The organism is Rickettsiella endosymbiont of Aleochara curtula (assembly GCF_964030935.1).
GTDB lineage: Bacteria > Pseudomonadota > Gammaproteobacteria > Diplorickettsiales > Diplorickettsiaceae > Aquirickettsiella.
In genome coordinates this window covers 293,868-315,750 of sequence record NZ_OZ034990.1, presented here as the reverse complement: position 1 = coordinate 315,750, position 21,883 = coordinate 293,868, and the positions used below count along the sequence as shown (strand labels likewise).

Here is a 21,883-nt window from a genome sequence, read left to right as displayed (position 1 = left end):
GAAAGACTAAATTTTTTGATAGGAAATCCATGAGCAGTTATAAGCGATTGCTAGCGTTAACCATCGCATTTAGCTTGACGAATTCAGGAACCGCCACTGCTGCTTTGCCGCCGCGGCTATCCGCCACCGCTTATGCCAGTGATTACACGGTCGGCGCGGCGGATTTGATGTGGCCGATGGCAGGGGACCCGCAACATAATTTTTATCTAGACCCTAACGTTGCTTACGGAACCGATAACCAAGGCTACGCAGATTTAGGTCTAGGCTACCGTTGGATAAAAAAGGATGCCGCTATCTTCGGTGTCTATTTATTTAGTGGCTATACCCACATTGATAATAATGCGCGTTTATGGGTGGCTAATCCGGGTATAGAAGCCTTAGGATCGCGTTGGGATGCGCATTTGAATGCGTATTTCCCCATGGGGGATCGTCACACAACGGTATCCATTTTCCCCAAAAATTTCTTTTTTACGGGGCATTCGCTGTTTTCTGATCTTAATAACCTGTCTCAATACGCGGGTGCGGGCGGGGATATCAGTGTCGGTGGTCAACTATTCCCCCAGTCTCCAATCAAAGCGTATGTGGGTAGTTATTTCTTTAATCCTGCACAAACCAATAATATCTGGGGTGGCGCAGCGGGTTTGGAATATTGGTTAGATAATAATATTAAAGTCTTTGCAAGCTATACCTACGATAGTTTACGTCATAGTACTGCGGCTTTTGGTATCGGTGTTGAATTAGGTGGTACGCACACCACACGTATCAATCCCACATTAGAAGAGCGTATGACCGATCCGATAGGGCGTTATTTGGCTGATCTAGGTCGAGGTTCTGCTATTCCCAGTCGCTTAAAGGAGCAACCCATACTTAACACCTTCCATTTATATCAAAATAACATTGCTTTCTTCAATCAAAGCGGTGCGCCTAACAATGGTGGGCTAGGCTTAACCTTAGCGAATTGCACATTTGAGAATCCCTGCGGCCCGATTGATTTCACCAATCAGGGGACAACCACTTTAAACAGTTTACTTCCCAGTACGCTGTTCGCTTTTGAAGACGGTGCTTTTGCAGCGACGGATGTCCCGGGCGGGAGCAATCCGGTTATTGTGAGAACCGGCCAATCGATAACTTCGATAGGTCAGGCGCCAGCGACGCTCGTAGGCGGGCTAATTTTAGCAGGCGATAATTCGGTGAGCAGTATTAGTTTACAACCGACGACGAGTACCGCAACCGGGCCAGGAATAAGCGTTTTAGCAGGAATTAACCAAATTATCGGTACGCAAATTGGAAGTAGCGCAGCGCCTTTTGCAACCGGCCTGCTGACTTCAGGTAGTAGTCTAACGGATATCAGCAATAGTGATATTTTTGCATCTTCCATCGGCATACAAAATCAAGACGATGCGTTTACTGGTATAACCGCGAGTAGGGTAGAAGTAGATGCAGGGGCGAACCCCGGCATAGGCATAAATTCTATAGGCAGCAGTTTTACAGGCTTATTGGGTGGCAGTGTGGTGACTGTGAATGGAGGGGATAATTCTATTGGCATACGATCGGCAAGTAGTAATCCTACCTTAGTCGAAGCTAGTTCAGTCAATGTAACAGGAGGAGCCAGTACGATAGGAATCGATTATTTAGGTAGCGACGGACTCAGTTTACAGAACGCTTCGATTAATGTGACGGGCGCTAATAATTCGAGTGGTGTGCAGGTTGATGCTGGCAGCAGCGGTGCGGTAAATCTGACCCGTAGTCCAGTGACGGTCAATACGGGCAGTGCAACCGGTGGTACGGGGATCAATATTGTTTCGGGGAGTGCTAGCAATGTGACGCTGAATGCGAGTCCGATTAGAGTAACAGGTGGAACCAGTACGATAGGACTGAATAATTTAGGCAATGGAACCACTAACCTTGCTAATGGGAGTGTAATGACCGTTATGGGCGGCAATAATTCCATGGGTATTCTGAATTCATCTTCCTCTGCATTGACTATAGAGAGCAGTTCAGTAAATGTAACGGGTGGAACCGCTACCAATGGACTGAATAATTTAGGTAATGGAACTACTAACATTTCCAATGGCAGTGTAGTGAACGTTACAGGCGGCAATAATTCCACGGGGATTGTGAATTCATTTTCCTCTGGGCTGACGATAGCAGACAGTTCAGTGAATATAACGGGAGGAACGAGCACCATTGGCATCGATTATTTGGGAAGTGGTGGAATCAGTTTACAGGGGAGTTCGATTAATGTGACCGGCGCTACGAATTCGAGTGGAGTGCTCGTTGAAGCAAGCAGCAGCGGTGCGGTGAATCTGACCAGTAGTCCGGTGACGGTAAATGTAGGTAGTGCAACAGGAGGGACGGGAATCAATATTGCTATGGGTAGTGCTAGCACAGTGACGGTGCATGCTAGTCAGATTAAGGTGACGGGTGGAGATAATACGACAGGAGTGAATAATGCAGGTAACGCAACCATGAGTATTACTAATCAAAGTACGATTACCCTTACAGGCGCCAATAATTCCAAGGGCATTGTGGATTCATCTTCCTCCCCGATGACGATAACAGGCAGTTCCGTGAATGTAACGGGTGAAACCAGCACCATTGGCATCGATTATTTGGGAAGTGCTGGAATCAGTTTGGGGGGCACTCTTATTAATGTGACGGGCGCTAATAATTCGAGTGGTGTAGTGGCTGAAGGTGGTAGTACTGGTGTGGTGAATCTGGCCGGTAGTCCGGTAACACTGAACCTAGGTAGTGCAACCGGAGGGACGGGGATCAATATTCTTACCGGTAGTGCCAGCACAGTGACGGTGGGTGGTAGTGCGGTTAATGTCACAGGTGGAGATAATACGATAGGACTGAACAATTCTGGCAATGGCAGCACGAGCCTTTCTAGTGGAAGTGTGGTGAGTGTTACAGGCGGTAATAATTCCACCGGTATTGTTAACTCATCGGTTGGTACAATGACAATAGATAATAGCTCAGTCGAAATTACCGGTGGGGCAGGTTTATTTGGATTGAATAATTTAGGGAGTGCGGGCATTGTCAATATATCGAATGGAAGCCGTATTACTCTGGTAGGAGGTGATAATTCCACGGGCATTATGGATTCATCCTCGACACTGATGACGGTTAACAACAGTTCTATCAATATTTTTTCAGGAACGAATGCCTTTGGAATAGATTATTTGGGAAGCGGAGGGATAAACCTGACAGGAAGTATGGTGAATGTGACCGGAGGTAATAATTCAACAGGTTTCCTATATGGTCCTGGTATAGGTACAGGTACTGTTAATATAACGAATAGTACATTGAAAGTTAATACAGAAAATAGCAATTTTGCTGCGGCGGGGCTTAACCTTTTTCCTAGTGACAACAGTCAGATTAATCTCAATGCGAGCAACGTTAACGTGACAGGTGGCGGTAATACGTCAGGGGTTATACTACAAGGCGATTCAGAAACGATTATCAATAATGGAAGCTCAATTTCTGTTGTGGGAAACACTGGTTTTACCTTCGGTGTGGAAGCGTTTAATAATAGTATTGGACCCATCACCAACAGCTCAATCATAGTCATGCAATCAGGGAATGGAACCCCTATTGGAATCGACGCTCAAGGGAATAGTCTAGTAACCAATACCATGGTCGATTTATTTGTGAGTGCTAATAACAACACGCAAGCGGTAGGAGCACTAACCACAGTGAATGCTTCAATTGAGTTTAATGACTTTTCCCACATCACGGTTGTTGGAAATCCTAGCTCGGTAATAGGATTGGGTAACGTAGTTACCGGCGAGACGACGGTTTGCACCTTAAATGGAATATTTGTTGTTTGTTAATCGTTTTGACTGATAGGCTGATAGGATCTGAATGCACCGGACTTGAATTCAAGTTATAAGAGCAACTTGTTAAGTTTTTTTGATTCGTTATGCAACATCCGATAATAAAAGTTATCGGATATATAGAAGCCTCTTTTACGCGCATTCAGATCATATGCAGCCCTTTTTTAAAAATTTCAGCCATTAATTTTCTAATTCAGGGATAAAATAAACAATGAAGCAAGTAACCTTGTTTCACTACATGCGTAACTTTTGCATGCTATGACTTAATTGATTTTGATTAGCCGGCTCCGGATCTAAATTTAAAATAAAACTATACCTATCGGGATAAGTCAGGATACTTTCATTGCCACGTTGAGTAGAGAAAGAACATCTTTTACCATTATCAAAAAAATTACCTTTTCTAAATTTTCTAAAATTATGATTGAGCTGAGTCTTTATATTGCATATATTCAGTTCATATTCAGTTTGAAATGTCATTAATATAGGGCAGTCAGGTTTAATTAGCTTTGGAAATACCTGATTTACTATTTGGCAAAATATATGCTGTCTACCGTTGCTCTCGGTGAAATCTCCATTACGCATTATCCCAAAATCAATAGCGTGCGACGGTATAATTACGCTCATTTCACTGGAATTAGAGGCATCCGCACAAAAGAATCTCACATTTTCATACGCTTTATACCTAGCTCTGTTGTCTTCAATTATAGCGTTGTTATTATCTATGCCAATATAATTAATTTTCTTATTATGATGTTGAAAATAGAGGATTAAAGGTAGGATCTCATTAGAGATACCACAAGCCAAACTAAGAATTGTAAAACTATCTTCGTGTTCTTTTTTTGGAAAAAACTCAATCAGTTTTAATCCATCTATAATTGAATATAAACCCGTTGCTATTGCTGATTCACCCTCAAGTTCCGAGGGTAAAGTAATTTTTTGGCATTCTTTTTTTAATATAGAATGCATTAAACTAAAATAGCAGGAACCTTCTTTGATTAAGCCTGCATGAAGAGAGTTTAAATATTCATCACTTTCTCTAAATAAATCACACGGCTTTTTTTTTATTTTGTTTACAGAAAGATAGTTCGCGCCATATTGGATTAACAGCTGAATAGTTTTACTATAATCTGCAGAATTACCTTTATATATTTCCACTGCCTTAAAACAAGCCCAATGCAAGGCTGTATTTCCGTTAGAACTTTGACTATCTATATTAAACCTTGAACTTCCATTATTCCTATTTCCATCTAAAATTTCTTGAACTTTTTCAAACTCCCCTTTTGCGGCGTGTTTACGTAGTAAAAGCTCCTCATCGTGCGAGTTATTCTCTAACATATTTTATTCCCTAAATTATTTATATACGTGGATTCAGGATCGATTGAGTTCTAATGTTCAAAAATCTATCAACAACTTCATCTAATACGCATCAATCACAGGCAATTGTTCCCATAAAATGTCTGCTATACACCTACGTTATTCGAGCTTGAAAAGGCCGGTGAAAGACTCGAACCTCTACCATCATAATAATCAAAGGGTCGCGGTGGATGAAAAAATCTACTTTGAATCGAGCCTCCTAAAGCTCTTGGAGGGAGCAAACGCGTCGTTTCTGAAGAAGGTCCCGCTAACTCAGCGTCATTTATTAGATTAGCATCACGCTCTTTCATTAAGTTTACAATATCTAGCTTTTGTATAATTTCACAAACCGCCTTATATTCCTGACAAACTTCTTTCAAGCTAAAAGATAAAATTAATTCCGGTTCTGTATCTAAATAATTTATCAATGCTTCGATATGCTCGAGGCTATAATTTTTGTCCTCTAATTTACCTAATAGTTTTAATAGGCTTTCATCGATATTTTCCAGGGATGCTGCTTCTTTACGTATTTTTATTTTAAAGCTATCTGTCAGTTGAATAAGTGTTACACCAAAATTTTCCAGATCGTGTTTGTCTTTAATATTCAAAATATTTTTTAACTGATCGGTTGATGCTTGCGCTAAGGAATCTAATAATAATGGGTGTTGTATCAGTTGGATACTATCTTGCATTTGGCTTAACGCTTCATAAAGTCTAGCCACTGTTTGTGTGTCTTCAGCGCCGCCATATTGTGCAAATTTACTGAGCACATGACTAAAGAAATCCATAATGGCATTAAAGCCTAAAAAAGTTAAACCGGTTTTAGCTAAATCGAGTAAATAAGGACGCAAAAATTCCAATTTATCATTAAAATTATCATTAATTAATTGCGCCCCTGCGGCATAAGAAAAAGCCGATAAATACATCGATATCATAATCAATAAGACCGATGTTTTTGGATAAAGTTTAAAAGCCATAGGGACTTTAACCGTATCATCTTTCCATGCAGTCAAATAATCATAACTATTTTGTAAAGCATTTCCGCCAAAAAATGCTAATAACACACCTAAACAATAAATAGAAGGCGCTGAAATGACCGCGCCGGATACTGGATTGCCAGTCAATTCAGTCATTTCGTTATAGGTACCACCCCAAAACCCCGCACAAGCTAATATCACCCAAGATGCACCTGGTATATAAACTGCTTTTCTAAAAAAGTTATTGATGCTGCCGGATGAAGAAATAGTTCGATTCAACGACATCACATGTAAACGATCGAGTAGTTTGGTTAATAATTCTAAGGGTGCCTGCTCTGTTTCTTTAATGTCGCGAATGTCATTTTTTACTTCATTACTATAACTACACCCTGCAAAGCTAAAGCCATAAATACTTAACAGCCTTTGTCCTAGAGCTAAATGATCAATCAAGCGTTGCTTAATCCTTTGAAAAGGTAAATTTATTTGCGCTTCTAATTTTTTTTCTTGTTTTTTTTCTTCGGTTTGTAGCGCATTAGATATTACGTGATAAATAAATTCTAAAGGTAAAAAAGGTGCGCGATATAACGAATTTTTTAACGCCAACTTGAAGGGTAATAAATGTAATAAGGTATTCGTTACCCCCACAATAAAGGCTTGGGAAATGATTAACATCTTAGGTAAACCGGGTATTGGGTTAACACAAGTGATTATCATAAAAGGGATAGAAGCAATAAACGAACCTGCGAAGGTCACTGTATTTTCTGCTAGTTTTTGCTTGACACTTAAAGGATATTTTAAATAATCCTTTAACTTAATTGGAATGAATTCTGCCTTTTGCCGATCAAAAAATGCATTCGTTGCCGATATTAATATCCCCACTGCTACCAACATCGTACCTGTCAAATGATTTATAAGAATAAAATTACAAGGGATGTCCTTATAGGTTGGATCAGCGCAAATAGATTCGGCATACGCTTTCGCAGGAACGTAATAGAATATTACACCAAAAAAAGCGATAACAGCTAAGCCGGATTGTTTAAATACTTCATCGGCTAAGCGACTATGCCCTTCCCCGTCCAGGTAATATTTAATAACCGCATTTAATGCATTATTGTCTTCCTCTATATTAATAAGGAGGGAATTCTCGAGTTCTGTGTCCTCACCGTTAATTGATAATTGCATATCCATCTCCTTTTTAAGATTTTTTTTATATTTTATTGAGAGGTTTTTTGTTTTTTAATTTTAGCGTTTAAAATAATTTTCAGCTTAAAATATAAGGCAATAAGTTTTAGGCTGAAACTAATTTAGACGATTAATGGGTGAAATAATTTCCCTATATTAATTAATGTTATTTAGTTTAAAAATATTTGTTTATAAAACTAATATTTTTATTTAATGCGAATTGACTGTATACGATCGTAGCTTATTTAGAAATTAATCTAGCATAACTTTTTGATGATTCCAATCTGTTTTTTAAAAAATATAATCATGGTGTTTAGATTTTTTATGCAGGATTAACAGAAATTATCGGCTTTATAAAATTAATTTGTTCAACATTCTCAGCTGAACAAATGCGTCTACGATTTTGGAGAGTAAAAAATTGTGTCACCTGCTTATTTGCTTGAGTGGTAGTGGGTTGGATGAAAGAATCAATCGTATCTAAATAATCCTTATAAATAATAAAGGCATCTAATAATTTGTTTTCCAATTGCAATTGAACTTTATGATTAATGTTTTTATATAAAAAATAGCCCACTAATATACCGATACTGATAGCAATCAGCATCTCAACACCGATAATCAATAATATACTTAATAATGCTCCGCCCAAAATAATACTTAGATTGGGTATTGCTGCCATTATCACCCAACCCGTGAAGATGGAGCCTAAGCTGGCATAAGCCATATAAAAATAAAGGCTTTGTTGTTCTTGTATTTTGCATAGATAGTTGATCAGAAGATTAAATAATCTTTGTTGATCATAATCACTCAAATCATCGTTTGATCTTTGCAGTATCTCTAAACTATTTTCAATCAATTCAAAATTATAATGTTCAGATACGAGTGATAATTTTATACTTAGCTTAAAATGCGTGGCGGTAGCACTATCGGAGGAAAGGAGAGAAAAGATACCGATACGCTTGCACCCTTCCCTATATCTTATCGGTAAAGCATAATCCTGATTTCCTACTGCATTCATGTTAAATCCTTATAAATAAAGATAATCCAAACTGCGAGCCTATTATTGATCGATTATTAGTCGTGCGTATAGGGTCATAAGACTGACATTTTTAAAGGCTTACGCACAGAAAATTCGCCTTTTCAGTAAGACCCGTATACTATCGGCAAAAATTAAATTTTTGAGCAATAAAGTATGATATCGATTAATCAACTCAGCATGGCGTATGGCGAAAAACTGCTATTTTATGACGTTAATCTCATTTTATCGTCACACAGTCGTTATGCCTTAGTCGGTGCGAATGGCGCGGGTAAATCTACTTTTTTAAAATTACTTACCGGCGCAGAGCAACCCATCGCCGGTACACTATCCATTCCTAAAACCGCCAGTGTGGGATGGTTGAAACAAGATCAATTTCGCTACGAGAATACACTGATTATCGATATCGTGTTACAAGGCAAACCTGCCTTATGGCAAGCCATGCAAGAAAAAGATAAATTGCTACACAGTGATCTGCATAACCCAAAAAACATCAATCGTTTAGGTAAGCTCGAAGAAGAAATTGCGCGTTTGAATGGTTATAGCGCTCATGCTTTAGCCGCCAAATTATTAATGGGTTTAGGAATACAACTTGCATACCACGAAAAACCGTTAAGCACGCTATCGGGCGGCTTTAAATTGCGAGTTTTGCTGGCACAAGCCTTGTTTCAAGAGCCTGACATTTTATTATTGGATGAGCCGACTAATCATTTGGATTTTATCTCCATCGTCTGGTTGGAAAAATATTTAAAAAATGAATTTTCAGGTTTGTTACTGTTTATCTCGCACGATGTCGAATTCATCAATCGCTTGGCGGATCAGATCCTGGATGTCGATTACGGTGAAATACGCCAATATAGCGGCAACTATGAAAAATTTCTTGCGGAAAAACAATTAATTATTGAGCAAAAACTCCAAGAAAAACGTAGTGTAGAACTTAAAATAGCGAGCATGCAAAGTTTTGTGGATAGATTTCGCGCCAGTGCTAACCGAGCGAAAATGGCCCAATCACGTGTGAAAATGATCGCCAAAATGGAAATTCCAGATATTAAACAATCTTCGCGATTATCCCCAACATTTCAATTCAAATCGATACGCCCTTCTGGAAAATGGGTGCTACGCGTTAAAGCATTAGCGAAAAACTTTCAAGAGAAAAAACTTTTCCAGCAGCTGAACTTCGAGATAAAGCGTGGCGAAAAAGTAGCGATTATGGGTGAAAATGGTATTGGTAAATCAACCTTAATTAAAATATTACTCAACACAATTCCATCTGACCAAGGCAGTGTTGAGTGGGGTTATGAAACGCATACCAGTTATTTTTCACAGGACCATCATGATTTACTGAATAAACATGCAACCGTTTTAGCCTGGTTAGAACAATATTCCACTGGCATCAGTGAGCAATCGATACGTAAAACCCTAGCGCAAGTCTTGTTTAATAAAGAAGATGTTCTCAAAGATATTTTAGCCTTAAGCGGCGGTGAAGCGGCCCGCTTATTATTGGCAAAAATGGTATTAGAATCGGCGAATGTCTTAATCCTGGATGAACCCACCAACCATCTCGATATTGAAGCAACTGAAGCGCTGGCGAGTGCCTTACGCAATTATCCTGGCACATTACTCTTCGTGAGCCACGATCGACATTTCATCAATAAAATAGCGGATCGCATTTTATTCATTTCACATGAAAAGAAGTTACAAGATGTTAAACGATTAGATGCGATTAATTTAGCTTAATCGCATTTTTATTCTCTCTTCGCATTACCCATTCCCATACTTGGGTGTTTTCACAACGTCGGCGTTTTTCTTTCCTGAAGCCATGTTGTTGATAAAATAACAAGGTACGCTGGTTTTGTTCATAGACAGCCATCCAAAGTGCAGGTCTTAATTGTTTGGCATGATTAAGCAAAGCAACACCATAACCTTGGCCTTGTTTGTCAGAGCGAACAAATAAGGCCGATAATTCATCGGCATGCAAAGCGCTAAATCCAAGTACTTCATGATCGACTTCCAATACCCAACATTCACAAATCGGTAAATAATCATTTAACATCGTACGTAGTTGTTCCTGCCAATAAGTCGCTGCAACAAAAGGATGTGCCTCAAAACTCCCCTTCAGCCATAAATCGCCAATAATAGGAAGATCATCGGCTAATGCCGGACGTATCGTAAACTTTTTTGTTGAGTCAAATTGAGTGTGAGTCATTTTTTTTATATCTTTTCATAGTGGTTTTATTGTACTCCAACTACGACACGCCGGGCATAGCCAATCAAGCATTTTGCTATTAAAACCACAGCTTAAACAACGATAGACCGGTTTATTTTCCATCAATTTTTTAATCAGATCTTTTAAGCTAGTTAAATTACTTTTATCCGTCAGAAAACAATTTTCTTGTGCTAAATGTAAATCAACTAATTGATATAAGCCAGGCAATGAAGGCTTAGCTTGTAATTGCCGCGTCAAAAATTGAAGTGCTTTATCATTATCATTTTCTTGGATTAATTTAACGATAGCCAGTGAAATGGGTGTCTGTGCATGCTCGTTGAGTGTTTCATGCAAATAACCTAATAACCCTATCGTTCCTGAATGATGTTGTAAATAACATTGATTAAGTGGTGCTAACGTTTCAGTAATATAATCCGGATCTTGTTTTTTTATTGCTTGATAAATAGTAATCGCTTCTTCCCATTTTTCGGCAGCAATGGCCAATTTTCCTTTAATAAGATTAGCTCGAACACAGTTCACATCATATTTTAGCGCCTGCTCTAAGAGTTTAATAACTTCTTTTTGGCTGGCTTTGGTATTGAGTAAATTCTGTGCTAATTCGCAATGATAATGCGCAATATTTTTAAAAATTTTGTTATCCCATTTCGAAATTTTTTTTGCTTGTTTTATGGCGATTTCCCAACGCTTTTGTTGTTGGTAGATTTCTAATAGATAACGCACAGCAATACGCGCGTACTCGCTATCGTCATGATGGATCACTTCAAAAAATAAGCGCTCTGCCCTATCTAATAAACCTGCGCAATAATAATCTCTGCCTAGGGCTAACAAGGCTTGTAATTTTTGTGCATGCGCGAGATTAGGTCTGGCAATCAAATTTTGATGAAGCCGGATAGCGCGATCGATTTCACCACGCCGACGAAATAACACACCTAAGGCTAAATGGGTTTCCACGGTTTCTGTATCTACTTCGAGTATCTTAATAAAGGTATCCACCGCTTTATCTGACTGCTCATTGAGCAAATAATTTAAACCGCGTAAATACTCACGATTGCATTCGTTTTTTTTACTTGAATTTGAATTGGAAAATTTACAAAAAGCAGCATACCAACCGGAAGCGGCGGCAATAGGCAGCAATAAAAACAGTAACTCCAGCATAATTACGCTCAATAGGATACACCCTGTCATTGCTAGCGCAAAGAGCATTAATCGTCATTGCGAGCGCCGCAGGTGCGCGGCAATCCAGGAAAAATACCGATTAATTGTGGATGGCCACGCTCATTACATTCGCTCGCCATGACGATGGTATTAATGTTGATCTTTAAACGGTAAAGCTCTTAAATTGCTTAGTTCTTTTTCGACTAAATTTAACCGATGTCGTAAACGCCGATTAACATATTTAAGTTTTATATACGTAATAAAAGCCGTTAATAAGCCTAATAAACCGCCCACAATAAAACTAAGTATGGTTAATAAAGACAGCGGTAATCGCTTAGTACCCAAATAATAATTAACACTGACTAGATCGGCATTCAGACCGGCAAAAATCAGCCCCAATATGAATAATACTATCAGGAACAAATATGTTATGCATCGCATAGACTTACCTACTAATTAGAAGGTGTCTTCAATAAAAGACACCTTCTAGCCCCATGCTGATTTGCTTAAGAAAAAGCTTATTTAGTGACTACTTTTTCTTCTAAAGGAAGTAAAGAAAGTGAAATGTGACGATTTTTTCGATCAAGATTTAAAATTCTTGCTTCGATTTCTTGTCCCACTTCAAAATTTTTCCCCTCTTCACCGCACTCAGTCGTTTTAAGTTGAGCTTCGATATTATTACCTAAATCAACTTTCATTCCTTCGTCGTTAATTTCGGTTATTTTTCCTTTGACCATTTGATCTTTAGTATATTTATCAAAAGGATGCGATGATTCGGTATCCAATTGTTTAATACCCAGCGAAATACGTTCGCGTTCAGGATCGATGGATAAAATGATCGTTTCTAATTCATCACCTTTTTTGTATTTACGCACCGCTTCTTCGCCCGATATATTCCATGCGATATCCGATAAGTGGACTAAACCATCGATGTTACCGGGTAAGCCGATGAAAAGACCGAAATCAGTGATCGATTTTATTTTACCGGTAATACGTTCGCCTTTAGCATGCGTATTCGCAAAATCTTCCCAAGGGTTAGACTTACACTGCTTAATACCTAAAGAAATACGACGTCGATCCGAATCAATATCTAATACGACGACCTCAATTTCCATGCCTGCTTGAACGATTTTATTTGGATTAATGTTTTTGTTGGTCCAATCCATTTCTGAAACGTGGACTAAGCCTTCAACACCTTCTTCTATTTCGACAAAACAACCATAATCAGTGACATTAGTTACTTTACCTTTTAAGCGTGTACCGACAGGGTAACGTTTGACTAAGTCTTCCCAAGGATCGCCGACTAATTGTTTAAGCCCTAATGAAACACGGCCTCTGTCTCTTTCGATTTTCAATACCACGACTTCAATTTCATCGCCTATGGTTAATACTTCACTGGGTTGCTTGACGCGTTTCCACGAAATATCGGTCACGTGTAATAGACCGTCGATGCCACCTAAGTCGATAAATGCACCGTAATCCGCTAGGTTTTTTACGATACCTTTAATGACTTGACCTTCTTCTAATTCAGTTAATAACTGTTCGCGTCCGGCTTGACCTTCTGATTCAAGCACCGCACGCCGTGATAAAACGATATTATTGCGCTTAGGATCAAGCTTAATAACTTTAAATTCCAGATCTTTACCTTCGATAATACTAGAATCACGTACTGGACGTACATCAACTAAAGAGCCAGGTAAGAAGGCACGTAGATTACCGATTTCCACCGTAAAACCACCTTTCACTTTTCCTGTCACTTTCCCGGTCACTACCGTATCGGCATCGTGTGCACGCTGTAAAGCGGTCCACATTTCTGCACGCTTGGCTTTTTCACGTGATAAACGTGTTTCACCAAAACCATCTTCTAAAGATTCTATACTGACGTCAATTTGGTCGCCCACTTTGACTTCTAATTCACCGGCTTCATTATAGAATTGCTCAATGGGAATCAAGCCTTCTGATTTTAAATTCGCATTAACAACAACACGGTCTTTTTCGATGCGGACTACGGTTCCGGTAATAATCATCCCGGTGTAAAAAATACGCTCGGAGAAATTCTCCTCCAGTAACTGTGCAAAACTCTCACTCATAGTGTTATATCGCTTGTTCTTTTTTAGAGAACCATGGTTATGGCGCAATACGCGCGGTTAAAATTTGGGTGTGTCATCATTCAGCGAATGACAACACATCCAGCATTAGGCCAATTTTCTAGCCTAATGCCCCCTGTTACATTTTTTCGTGCTAAGTTGTGACAACAACTTATCTTTAATAAGCTGTAGCACTTCTTGAATGCTTAAGTGCGTCGTATCGATATTAATAGCTCCCTTGGGCGCTATGAGTGGCGCTATTGGACGCTGTCTATCTTGACGATCCCGCTGTTCAAGCTCTGCTCGCACAGCGTCAAGGCTAACATGCTTCCCCTTTGCCTTCAACTGTAAATAACGTCGTTTAGCACGTTCTTCTAGGCTCGCTTCCAGGAAGATTTTAAGCTCCGCATCCGGGAAAACCACACTACCCATATCTCGGCCGTCGGCCACCAAGCCCGGGGCGCGGCGAAATGCCCGCTGGTAGGCGAGTAAGGCCTGCCGAACCTTAGGATAAGCCCCTAATTGTGAGGCTAATTGGCCGATTTCTTGCGTGCGTAGGCTATCGGTGATATCGCGCTGCTGCCAAAAAATCCTCAGCATTTGATCGGACGCTCGTACACTGAAATTAAGATCTAAGTCCGCCACTAAAGGAAGTAATTTATCTTCATCAAAAGGTGTCTGCGTCGTTGTCGCAATCCAAGCGGCGGCACGATAAATGGCTCCGCTATCGAGGAAATGCCAAGCCAATTCTTGGGCTAATAAATGACTAATCGTACCCTTGCCAGAACCACTCGGACCATCGATCGTAATCACCGGAATGAGCGATGTTTTTTCTGTGCTTAACAACATGATAAATAAGCCTTCCAAGCCGATTTCCGGTAATGATGGGCGCTCGCCGCCGGATCGGCCGCTTGATAAATACCACGACCCACAATAATGATGTCCGTGCCATTTTTTGTAATGGCTTGTTCAGGGGAAATATAGTGTTGGCCGAGACCATCATCCGCAGCACTCGCATCGAACTGTACGCCTGGCGTCATGTGTATCAAGCCAGGATTTTCTGTTAATTGATGCTGCGCAATAAAGCCCATAACAAAATCGGGATATTCTTCAGCCATAGCAAGACTCGCTTGCGTGTAAGCCCCCTTAGCTAAGGAACCTGCTGAACTCATTTCTGCAAGCAATAATAAACCCCTTTTTTTAGCCAAGCCTACTTCTCGCAAACCTTGAATAACGCCGGGGCCAGGTACCGTGTGTGCATTAACAATATCGGCCCAATGGGCGATTTGGTAGATACCCCCAGCATATTGTTGTTTGACGGTATGACCAATATCAGCAAATTTACGATCTTCAAAGATTAAAAACTGATGTTTATCCGCTAAATAATTAAGTTGCTGGATAAAATCGACACTGAAATCAGACAGAATATCGACATGCGTTTTTAATAGACAAATTTCATCCCCTACTATATCCGCTAAATTCAGCAAATCAGACGTAAGATTAACATCGGCAGATAAACAAAGATTTGTTTGTTTTTCCGCTATCAGTTGACATAAACGTTGCGCACTGGCGTTTAAGCAAACAATCGCGCGCTCAGCAAAACTTAATTTTTTAATTTTTTTTGACATTTATGGGTTAAGTAAAGGATCAAATGCAACAATCTGCGTCGTCAGATGTAGCTCGGTATTGAGTTGCTCGGCCACTTGCTTCATTTGTTCCGGTTTAATTTCTGGCCCTACAAAAACACGTGTCAATACGCCCAATAAACTTTTGTAGGGACGACTATAGGCATTAAAGCCTTTACGGCGTAAGGTTTGCACCAGATTCTCAGCTTCTGCGGGATCTTTGATATCAGGTAATTCAACTACCCAGGCTTTTGCCGGCGTTAAAGGAAAGTTCAGCAAACTTTTCATGCTGGCTTTACTGGAAGTTAAGCGTAATAACGCTGCAGTAGGCGCGACAGGTACGGTGGGAATAGTAAACGATAGCACGTTTTCCGCACGATAATCTTTCATCCACAGCGGCACAAAAATAACCAACAAGGCGGCAATAACAATAATAGTAATAAAACTAGCGCGTTTAAATGAAAAATCCACAAGCTATCTCAACAAATTTATTGATGAATTATACCTATAAGACAGGAATTTGCGAATGGTAGCAATAATTTTTTTGGCAGTGTTTTTTTCAAACTAAAACAATAACGACAATCCTAAGCTGTAGGTATTATCACTGGTGGGAAGATTATTTTCTTGAAACAACTGCTTGGTATTGCCGTAATTACCGGTATGTTGATATTGTACATACACCGCCAGCGTAGGATTAATTTGATAATAGGGTCTTAAAGTTAACTGTAACTCATTGACTCCACTACCTACTAAATCATGTGCGACGGTTTTATTCGCAAATAAAGCTTCTATTTCCGTTTGGATAAAGAAATTATGTGCAATTTGCGTATCGCGGGTTAAATCCACATTCAGTTTACTGCTGCCATTATGATAATAAGCACGAATATCGGTTTGAATAAAATAGGGTGTTAATCCTTCAATACCGATACCTGGCTGAAAATACGGCGTCATGGTGGGGCGATACATATAATTCACACCGCCCTTAATCGCCCAGAATTGACTAATGGCATGCCAATAAAAGATATCTAGATTTGCATTGTCAATAACACCTTGGTTGATTTCAGCTTTTTCCAAATACAGTTGCAGTTTATTATTATCCCCGCCAAACATACCTTTATAAGTAATTTCTTGATCGTTATTAATTAGATTTTGATTAACATCCAGTAGATTCGCCGTAAAAAAACGTGGCGCATGATCCGAAGGGTGATCGATTAAGTTTTGATCGACAGGTAGATGCTGGACACGGACTATCGCTTGATTGGTATAAGCTAAGGGTTGGACGATAGTTTGCGGACGTTGGTTTGCTGGTGTCACGTCAACTAACGTCGTGTATTGAAAAACCCGCGCCATGCCCGCTGCCATATGATAAAGCTGATGACAATGAAAAAACCATTGCCCACTCGCATCGGTATCAATATCCACCACCACCGTTGCCATTGGCGGAACAACAACCGTATGCAATAAAGGATCGTAAGCACCATGACCGTTACGTAAAATAAACCAGTGTCCATGAATGTGCATGGGATGATCCATCATCGAATGATTGGTAAAAACCACGCGATAACGTTTACCTGGTTTAAATAAAATCGGTTGAGCATTATTTAAGGTCACGCCATTAATAAACCAAATATAACGGTTCATATAACCGGATAAATCCATGTGTATGGTTTTTTCTATAGGTTTATCGGGATTATTAGTCTTAACGGCAGCCATCATTTTTTGATAAGAAGAACCCATCGTTAAACTTTTCATACCCGACATGGAATGTGTATTCTCCATGTTCATGCCGGGCATATTCTCAGCGGTGTTCATAGCGGGCATTGAGACTGATGCCTGCATTTTCATGTTGCCCATCATCATTGGGGCAGGTTCCGGAAAAAGTTTGACGTTTTGAATATTGACCGACGAATACGGCGTCGTAGTGAGCACTCCAATCGCTCGCCCTAAGGTATCTATTGATTCAGCATAAATAATCGTGTTGCCAGGCTGTTTAATCCTGACTAAAACATCATAGGTTTCACCGGGCTCAATTTTGAAATGATCGACGAAATAAGGTTTAATATTATTTCCATCAACTTGAACCAATTCCATCTTGCCTTGATTAAGTTTCACATTGTAATTAGTACTCGCCCCTGCACCAATAAAACGTAAGCGAACTTTATCCCCTACCTGCACCTGTCGTGTCCAAGGGTGTTGATTCACCTGTCCATTCAGTAAATAAGCATCGTAAGCGATGTCACTAAAGTCATAAATATTCATACGACTTGTTTGCATCATTTTGTAACTACGCAGTAATTGTTGGCGTTTTAAAGGTGTAGCATTTCTATAATCGCGAATAAACTTTAACAGTGAAGGTTGTAAAGGGAAACGGGAATCGTAATAGCCGTCGACCTTTTTAAGATTGGCATAAATTTGTTCTGGAAGTGTATTACTCCAGTCAGATAACACGATGACAAAGTCTTTATTGTAATAATAAGGTATGGGTGTTTTAGGCTTAATGATAATGCCACCATACAAACCTTGCTGTTCCTGCAGACCGGTGTGTGCATGATACCAATAGCTACCAGATTGTTGAGGCGTAAAACGGTAGTGGAAAACACCACCCGGTGGTATCGGTTGTTGGCTCACGCCGCTGACACCATCCATTTGCCAAGGAACCAACAAACCATGCCAATGAATACTCGTACCTACACTGAGTCGGTTATAAACATTGATGATGACTGCCTGACCTTCTTTGAAATGTAGAATAGGGCCAGGAATTTGATTATTAACGGCAATCGCTACTGCCGGTGTTCCGGTAAAATTGACCTGCTTATAGGCTACCGTTAAATTGATAATCTGTGTTTTGGCATCCGCTTGATCGACAAATAGCAGTGCTAAAATAAGGGTAATACTATAAACCAATCGAATGATACGCTTCATATAGAGCTTTATAGTTAGAGATGGTCTAAAAAATATTAAACTTTAGCTTAGATTTAGAGTCAAGCGTTCTTTTCAAATAGGCTCATGATATCAAGCCTAATTTTGGGTTTTTCCGAAGTAAACGTTCAAACTACTTCGGGCGCGCTACCCGCCAACAAAGATGATGGCTGCTTTTGAGTAAAAAGTAATATTTTACTGTGAAATTGCGCTAGATCGGCCCTGTGTCCAATACTAATCAAACTAGTATGCGGTAAAAGTAAACGTAAATTTCGATACGCATTAATTTGCGAAGCTGCATCTAATGCGGATGTGGCCTCATCCAGAAATAAGATATCCGGTTTATTGATAACGACTCTAATCAATGCCATTAACTGCTGCTCGCCAGGCGAACAGATTTGCTGCCAAGACTTAATCTCATTTAATTCAGTTTGAAATTTTGCTAAACCAAAACATCGGAGTAATTCTTTTAACTCACCATTCGTCACTGAATGTTGATTAGGATAGATAAGACTATCTTTCAATGTTCCTAATGGGAAAAACGTTTTTTGTGAAAGAAAAAAAGTCTTTTTATCTTTAGGAAAATAAATAGACCCTTCTGCAAAAGGCCAAATTCCAGCCAGTGCACGAATCAATGAACTTTTACCGATACCTGAGCGGCCTTTTATCAAGTAATTCTCGCTTAAATCTAAGCAGAGATTAATAGGACCTAACAATCTTTGTCCATCTGGTAGAAACAAGTTTAAATTTTTAAGCGTAATGTGATAACTATAGTTTTTTTCTTGAATGATGAGTTTGTTAGGTGATGCATTAGCCTGTTCGATAGCGTTATTTAACTCGGTTAAACGCACAATAATTGAATTCCAATCTGCTAATGAAGTATAAACCTGCATCAAAGTAGTAAATGAAGCAACCACACTACCAAATCCCATCGTAATTTGCGTTAATCCTCCAAACTGTATTTTTTTACTTAAAAAAAGTGGTATAGCAACCAGCGTTGCAATGGGAATGCTGGCTAAATTAAAACCCATAGCGAGAAAGGTTAAGTGTTTTTTTAAATGAATAATATCGATAAAATTATGATAAATTTTCTCAAACAAACCATTAAATTGACTGGCTTCTGACGTTTCTCCGCGTTGTAAAGCGATCTCATCTCTGGACTCACGAAATTTTATCAATGCAAAACGAAAGTTGGCGTTATAACGTTGCTGATGGTAATTATAGCTTATTAATTTTTTGCCAATGCGATTCGTTAGCCATATACCTAAACCGCCAAATAAACAAGCCGCCCAGAATAAATAACCCGGTATTAGAATATTAAGATGCCCTAACGGGATGTTAAAATGGCCGCCAGTTCGCCAAAGTATCATACCAAATGAAATAAAAAGCGTGAATGATTGCAAAACTTGAAACGTTATCCCTAAAGTCAATTGAGTGAATTGATCCATATCTTCACTGATACGTTGATCGGGGTTGTCTATTTTTTTATTTAAAAACTGAAAACGATAATAATTTTTATTCGCTAACCAATTGCGTAAAGTATTTTTTGTCAACCATTGGCGCCAACGTAAAGCAAGTAAACCATTCACATAAAATGCAAAACCATAGGCTAAAAGCATGAATGTAACAACCATGCCGGTTAACATTAAATTTTGCCAAATCAATGGTTTATTAAAATTTTGCAACGCATTAAAGACATTTTTACTGCAATAGCTTAACCATACATTACCTTCCACTGCGGCGAACGTAAAAAATAAATTTAAAAAAAGTAAGCAATAGGCGAATTTTTTCTCTTCAGATTGCCAATAAGGCTTCAGTAAGCGCCAAAAGCTCAGCCAGAATTGCTTATTAAATGTTAAATGCGAATTAGATTTCTTCATATTATTGGTGCTGCCAGATGCCCTTTTTTCTCATTAAGCCATACATCGAATGCGCAGCTGCTAGCACTAGCAGCTTACGGGAAAGCCATAGCTAAAGCTACTTAAAATGCGCAAAAAAAGAACATTTAAGTTTTAAAAGATATAAATTTATCTATAAATATAGATAATCTAGATTAGATTTAAATAGCCGAACCACTGATATAAAATAGCACTAATATCACTGCAATCAGCACCGTTCCCGGGGTGAGCTGTCGCCATTCTCCCGCACAGAGGCGACCTATTACCAGAGTACTAAATCCTAGCATAATACCCGTCACAATATTACAGGTTAATACAATAAAAGCCGCGCATAATAATCCCGATAAAGCATCGACAAAATCAGCAAAGTTTAGTTTGGATACATTACTTAGCATCAATAAACCTACATACATTAAAGCCGGCGCCGTAGCATAAGCGGGCACTAAATAAGCCAAAGGTGAAATAAATAACGTCAGCAAAAATAACAGCCCCACTATGGTTGCCGTCAAACCGGTTTTCCCGCCTACGGCTGTACCCGCAGCTGATTCTATGTACACCGCCGCCGGTGAAGCACCGATTAAACCCGCAAAAATACTGCTCACAGAATCTGCGGTTAAAGCTCTCGATTCATTTTTCATCGGTTGATTGGCCTGTAACAATTTGGCCTGACTGGCTACCGCATGTATCGTACCAGTAGCATCAAATACCGCGGTCATGACTAACGCTAAAACACTAGGTAATACGCTAAGATGCAAGGCTCCAATAATATCTAAATGCAAAAATAACCCTGCGGTTTTTGCGTTAAATAAATGCGGCACTGCAAACAATCCGTGATATTTAACCTGTGGATCGAGCCACAAACCCAACACCGAAATAAATAGGATCACCCATAGCACCGCCCCTGGAACACCTCTTCTTTCCAAACCAAAAATCATCGCCAACCCTAGCAACGTCATCAGTGCAGGAAAGGAAGTAAACATGCCTAAATGCAGCGGTAAGCCTTGCTGCGGATTTTTAATGATTAAACCAATGCTGGTGGCGGCAATCAATAATAAAAACAAACCTATCCCTATCCCAATACCACACGCCACACCCTGAGGTAAATTACGCAAAATCCAGGCACGTATTCCGGTTATCGAAATGAGTGTAAACAAAATCCCTAACCAAAACACCGCACCTAAAGCCACAGCAATACTCAGATGTTGAGTTAAGACGATACTGAAAGTCGTAAATGCGGTAAGCGAAACCGCACAACCTATCGCCATCGGTAAATTGGCCCATAATCCCATCAACAAAGAACCAAACGCCGCCACCAAACACGTGGTAATAAACGTCGCTAACGGCGGAAAACCCGCCAGCTTTAACATATTAGGGATGACGATCACAGAATATAGCATGGCCAAAAAAATAGTTAAGCCAGCCATCACTTCCCGCTGCACAGTACTACCACGTGCGTGAATATTAAAATATGTGTCTAGTAAGTTTTTCTTTGGCTTGATCATGTTTATCCTGCAAAAATAGAAGTCTCGCGAATAGAACCTACATGTCATTGCAAAGCGTGGCAAACCCTGCCATTGCGAACGTG

Annotated in this window: 15 protein-coding genes; 2 read left to right on the top strand and 13 right to left on the bottom strand. The window is 39.6% G+C overall.

Going from position 1 to position 21,883, the window contains the following annotated elements:
- Positions 1–29 precede the first annotated feature (29 nt).
- On the top strand, positions 30–3,836 hold the full coding sequence (locus tag AAHF87_RS01335) for a hypothetical protein (protein WP_342146477.1): 3,807 nt from the start codon (positions 30–32) through the stop codon (positions 3,834–3,836).
- A 237-nt stretch (positions 3,837–4,073) separates the two neighbouring features.
- Here the strand turns inward: AAHF87_RS01335 and AAHF87_RS01330 are convergent, their stop codons facing one another.
- The 3 genes from AAHF87_RS01330 to AAHF87_RS01320 form a co-directional block, all read right to left on the bottom strand.
- Positions 4,074–5,174 carry an ankyrin repeat domain-containing protein gene (locus tag AAHF87_RS01330; RefSeq protein WP_342146475.1) on the bottom strand — a complete coding sequence of 367 codons (1,101 nt, stop codon included), beginning with the start codon at positions 5,172–5,174 and terminating at the stop codon, positions 4,074–4,076.
- A 125-nt stretch (positions 5,175–5,299) separates the two neighbouring features.
- Positions 5,300–7,351 carry a hypothetical protein gene (locus AAHF87_RS01325; RefSeq protein WP_342146473.1) on the bottom strand — a complete coding sequence of 684 codons (2,052 nt, stop codon included), beginning with the start codon at positions 7,349–7,351 and terminating at the stop codon, positions 5,300–5,302.
- 322 nt (positions 7,352–7,673) lie between these two features.
- Positions 7,674–8,369 carry a hypothetical protein gene (locus tag AAHF87_RS01320; protein WP_342146471.1) on the bottom strand — a complete coding sequence of 232 codons (696 nt, stop codon included), beginning with the start codon at positions 8,367–8,369 and terminating at the stop codon, positions 7,674–7,676.
- Positions 8,370–8,543: 174 nt separating this feature from the next.
- Between AAHF87_RS01320 and AAHF87_RS01315 the strand changes: the two genes are divergently transcribed.
- Entirely contained in the window at positions 8,544–10,124 is a 1,581-nt protein-coding gene (locus AAHF87_RS01315; RefSeq protein ID WP_342146470.1) for an ABC-F family ATP-binding cassette domain-containing protein, read from the top strand.
- Here the strand turns inward: AAHF87_RS01315 and AAHF87_RS01310 are convergent.
- The 10 genes from AAHF87_RS01310 to AAHF87_RS01265 form a co-directional block, all read right to left on the bottom strand.
- The gene (locus AAHF87_RS01310) at positions 10,111–10,593 is read right to left on the bottom strand and encodes a GNAT family N-acetyltransferase (protein ID WP_342146468.1); all 483 of its coding nucleotides are present in this window, start codon (positions 10,591–10,593) and stop codon (positions 10,111–10,113) included. The genes AAHF87_RS01315 and AAHF87_RS01310 overlap by 14 nt on opposite strands.
- 15 nt (positions 10,594–10,608) lie before the next feature.
- The gene (gene lapB / locus AAHF87_RS01305; RefSeq protein WP_342146466.1) at positions 10,609–11,769 is read right to left on the bottom strand and encodes a lipopolysaccharide assembly protein LapB; all 1,161 of its coding nucleotides are present in this window, start codon (positions 11,767–11,769) and stop codon (positions 10,609–10,611) included.
- A 150-nt stretch (positions 11,770–11,919) separates the two neighbouring features.
- Positions 11,920–12,210, bottom strand: a complete 291-nt coding sequence (locus AAHF87_RS01300; protein WP_342146464.1) for a LapA family protein — start codon at positions 12,208–12,210, stop codon at positions 11,920–11,922.
- A gap of 77 nt (positions 12,211–12,287) precedes the next feature.
- Complete coding sequence (rpsA, locus tag AAHF87_RS01295) at positions 12,288–13,907, bottom strand: 30S ribosomal protein S1 (protein WP_342146462.1); 1,620 nt, start codon at positions 13,905–13,907, stop codon at positions 12,288–12,290.
- A 75-nt stretch (positions 13,908–13,982) separates the two neighbouring features.
- On the bottom strand, positions 13,983–14,705 hold the full coding sequence (gene cmk / locus AAHF87_RS01290; RefSeq protein ID WP_342146460.1) for a (d)CMP kinase: 723 nt from the start codon (positions 14,703–14,705) through the stop codon (positions 13,983–13,985).
- Entirely contained in the window at positions 14,696–15,484 is a 789-nt protein-coding gene (pyrF, locus tag AAHF87_RS01285; protein ID WP_342146457.1) for an orotidine-5'-phosphate decarboxylase, read from the bottom strand. Before pyrF ends, cmk begins: the two co-directional genes overlap by 10 nt.
- On the bottom strand, positions 15,485–15,952 hold the full coding sequence (locus AAHF87_RS01280) for an SPOR domain-containing protein (RefSeq protein ID WP_342146456.1): 468 nt from the start codon (positions 15,950–15,952) through the stop codon (positions 15,485–15,487).
- Between the two features lie 93 nt (positions 15,953–16,045).
- Positions 16,046–18,403: a multicopper oxidase domain-containing protein gene (locus tag AAHF87_RS01275; RefSeq protein ID WP_342146454.1), complete on the bottom strand. Its 2,358-nt coding sequence runs from the start codon at positions 18,401–18,403 to the stop codon at positions 16,046–16,048.
- 125 nt (positions 18,404–18,528) lie between these two features.
- Positions 18,529–20,280, bottom strand: coding sequence for an ABC transporter ATP-binding protein/permease (locus AAHF87_RS01270; protein ID WP_342146453.1), 1,752 nt, complete (start codon positions 20,278–20,280; stop codon positions 18,529–18,531).
- Between the two features lie 179 nt (positions 20,281–20,459).
- On the bottom strand, positions 20,460–21,800 hold the full coding sequence (locus tag AAHF87_RS01265) for an NCS2 family permease (RefSeq protein WP_342146452.1): 1,341 nt from the start codon (positions 21,798–21,800) through the stop codon (positions 20,460–20,462).
- Positions 21,801–21,883 lie beyond the last annotated feature (83 nt).

Bases quoted from the DNA above. Each gene is read 5' to 3' on its own strand.
- AAHF87_RS01335 (WP_342146477.1), top strand. From the start codon at position 30: ATGAGCAGTTATAAGCGATTGCTAGCGTTAACCATCGCATTTAGCTTG.
- AAHF87_RS01330 (WP_342146475.1), bottom strand. From the start codon at position 5,174: ATGTTAGAGAATAACTCGCACGATGAGGAGCTTTTACTACGTAAACAC.
- AAHF87_RS01325 (WP_342146473.1), bottom strand. From the start codon at position 7,351: ATGCAATTATCAATTAACGGTGAGGACACAGAACTCGAGAATTCCCTC.
- AAHF87_RS01320 (WP_342146471.1), bottom strand. From the start codon at position 8,369: ATGAATGCAGTAGGAAATCAGGATTATGCTTTACCGATAAGATATAGG.
- AAHF87_RS01315 (WP_342146470.1), top strand. From the start codon at position 8,544: ATGATATCGATTAATCAACTCAGCATGGCGTATGGCGAAAAACTGCTA.
- AAHF87_RS01310 (WP_342146468.1), bottom strand. From the start codon at position 10,593: ATGACTCACACTCAATTTGACTCAACAAAAAAGTTTACGATACGTCCG.
- lapB (WP_342146466.1), bottom strand. From the start codon at position 11,769: ATGCTGGAGTTACTGTTTTTATTGCTGCCTATTGCCGCCGCTTCCGGT.
- AAHF87_RS01300 (WP_342146464.1), bottom strand. From the start codon at position 12,210: ATGCGATGCATAACATATTTGTTCCTGATAGTATTATTCATATTGGGG.
- cmk (WP_342146460.1), bottom strand. From the start codon at position 14,705: ATGTTGTTAAGCACAGAAAAAACATCGCTCATTCCGGTGATTACGATC.
- pyrF (WP_342146457.1), bottom strand. From the start codon at position 15,484: ATGTCAAAAAAAATTAAAAAATTAAGTTTTGCTGAGCGCGCGATTGTT.
- AAHF87_RS01275 (WP_342146454.1), bottom strand. From the start codon at position 18,403: ATGAAGCGTATCATTCGATTGGTTTATAGTATTACCCTTATTTTAGCA.
- AAHF87_RS01270 (WP_342146453.1), bottom strand. From the start codon at position 20,280: ATGAAGAAATCTAATTCGCATTTAACATTTAATAAGCAATTCTGGCTG.
- AAHF87_RS01265 (WP_342146452.1), bottom strand. From the start codon at position 21,800: ATGATCAAGCCAAAGAAAAACTTACTAGACACATATTTTAATATTCAC.